Annotated in this window: 2 protein-coding genes; one reads left to right on the top strand and one right to left on the bottom strand. The window is 26.9% G+C overall.

The genetic code is table 11. The features are described 5' to 3' along the window. Positions 1-267 precede the first annotated feature (267 nt). Positions 268-909 (top strand): Crp/Fnr family transcriptional regulator, encoded by a 642-nt coding sequence (locus tag J7G74_RS16130; protein ID WP_297137256.1) that lies wholly within the window; start codon positions 268-270, stop codon positions 907-909. A gap of 176 nt (positions 910-1085) precedes the next feature. On the opposite strand, the gene hcp is transcribed toward J7G74_RS16130, so the two are convergent. Continuing rightward, positions 1086-2335: hydroxylamine reductase (gene hcp / locus J7G74_RS16135; RefSeq protein ID WP_297137258.1), on the bottom strand; the 1250-nt coding region annotated here is incomplete at its 5' end.

The raw sequence follows: 2335 nt of genomic DNA on the forward strand, positions 1-2335 counted from the left end.
CCTTCTTCTTTAGCTAATTCAATTATTTTTCCTTCTAATTTTTCAAACCACAAAATTTTATTAAATAACCAATAATGTATTTTTCCTAAAAATAAACTCATAATCTATCTCCTTTTACAGTAATTTTGCTTTTTAATTATATTATTTTTTATTATGATATTATAATACCCAAATAAATACTTTTAATCTGTAACAGTTGTTACGAATATGTAAATTTTGAATTATTGTGGTAAAATACTAATAATAATGATTTAATAAGGAGTTAAAATGTTTAGAAATAAAAGTGAAAAATATATTTTAGAACTTTTCAAGGATACAAATTATACAATTAAAAATTATAGTAAAAATGATATTATTGCCATGGAAGGGGATACATGCACTTCTATAGGTTTAATTTTAGATGGTTCCGTAGACATAAAAAGAATGCTGGGAACAAAAATAATTCATGTTTCATCCTTTTCTAAGGGAAATATTTTCGGAGAAGTAATCGCATTTTCAGATACAAATTTATATCCTGCAACAGTTATTTCTTCATCACAATCAAAGATAATGTTCATTAATAAAATAAATTTCATACATTTTTGCACTTCTCATGAAGATTTTCTTGAGATGTTTTTAAATGATTTGACTAATAAGATATTTGTTTTAAATAAATCTATTACAAATTTAACATTCAGCAGTATTAGGCAGAAAATATGTAATTTTCTAATATCTGAATATAGGCTTCAAAAAACTAAAAACATAAAATTAAATATGACTAAAGAAAAGCTCGCAGAATCTTTAGGTATAACAAGACCTTCACTTTCTCGTGAACTTATAAATATGAAAGAAGTCGGTCTTATTAATTATTCTAGAACTCATATTAATATTTTAGATTTAGAAGAAATAGAAAATATTTTAATAGAATAAGATAAATTCTTTAAATTAATTTTTTAATCTTATTATTTAAAAAATAGATAATTACAACCTCAAATTCCAATTATATGATAAACTAATGTATTATCTATTTTAATATAAAATAGAACCTATATTAAATTTTTAATATAGGTTCTATTAATATTTTTATATTCACTAAAAACTATTCTTTATTTTCCCATAAACATTTTTATATCATCTTCAACATTAGTTATTCCACCTATACCAAAGTTTTCAACTAAAACTTTAGCTACATTTGGTGATAAAAATGCTGGTAGTGTTGGTCCTAAGTGTATATTCTTAACTCCTAAGTATAATAGTGATAATAATACTATTACAGCTTTTTGTTCATACCATGCTATATTAAATGCTATTGGTAATTCGTTTATATCCTCTAATTCAAATACTTCTTTTAATTTTAATGCTATTAATGCTAATGAATAAGAATCATTACATTGGCCAGCATCTAAAACTCTCGGTATTCCACCTATATCTCCAAGTTCTAATTTATTATATTTATATTTTGCACATCCTGCAGTTAGTATAACTGTATCTTTTGGTAAAGCTTGTGCGAATTCAGTATAATAGTTTCTTGATTTAGCCCTTCCATCACATCCTGCCATAACGAAGAACTTCTTAATAGCTCCACTCTTAACAGCTTCTACAACTTTATCTGCTAATGCAAATACTTGATTATGAGCAAATCCACCTATTATTTCTCCTGTTTCTATTTCAGTTGGTGGTTGGCAAGTTTTTGCTAACTCTATTATTTGAGAAAAATCTTTGTTATCTTCACTTTCTCCTTTTATATGAGTACATCCTACAAATCCAGCCGCTCCAGTTGTGAATAATCTATCTTTATAGCTATCTTTTGGTGGAACTATACAGTTTGTAGTCATTAATATTGGACCATTGAAGCTTTCAAATTCTTCTTTTTGCTTCCACCAAGCATTACCGTAATTTCCTGCAAAGTGAGAATATTTTTTAAATGCTGGGTAGTAGTGAGCTGGTAACATTTCAGAATGAGTATATACATCTACTCCCGTTCCTTCTGTTTGCTTTAATAATAGCTCTAAATCCTTTAAATCATGTCCTGATACAAGTATTCCTGGATTTTTTCTAACACCTATATTAACTTTAGTTATCTCTGGATGACCGTAAGTTCCTGTATTAGCTTGATCTAAAAGCGCCATACCATCAACACCAACTTTTCCAGTCTCTAAAGTTAATGCTACTAACTCATCCAAGCTTAAACTATTATCTAAAGTTTTTGCTAGTGTAGCTTGCATAAACGCATTAATATCTTCCTTATCATATCCTAATGCATTTGCATGTTTCATATATGCAGATAATCCCTTAACTCCATATATTATTAATTCTCTTAAACTTCTTATATCTTCATTTTCAGTTGCTAATACTC

It is taken from the genome of Terrisporobacter sp. (genome assembly GCF_017888745.1).
Classification (GTDB): domain Bacteria; phylum Bacillota; class Clostridia; order Peptostreptococcales; family Peptostreptococcaceae; genus Terrisporobacter.

What these genes read in the sequence shown, in the direction of transcription:
- J7G74_RS16130 (WP_297137256.1), top strand. Translation starts at nt 268, where the DNA reads ATGTTTAGAAATAAAAGTGAAAAATATATTTTAGAACTTTTCAAGGAT.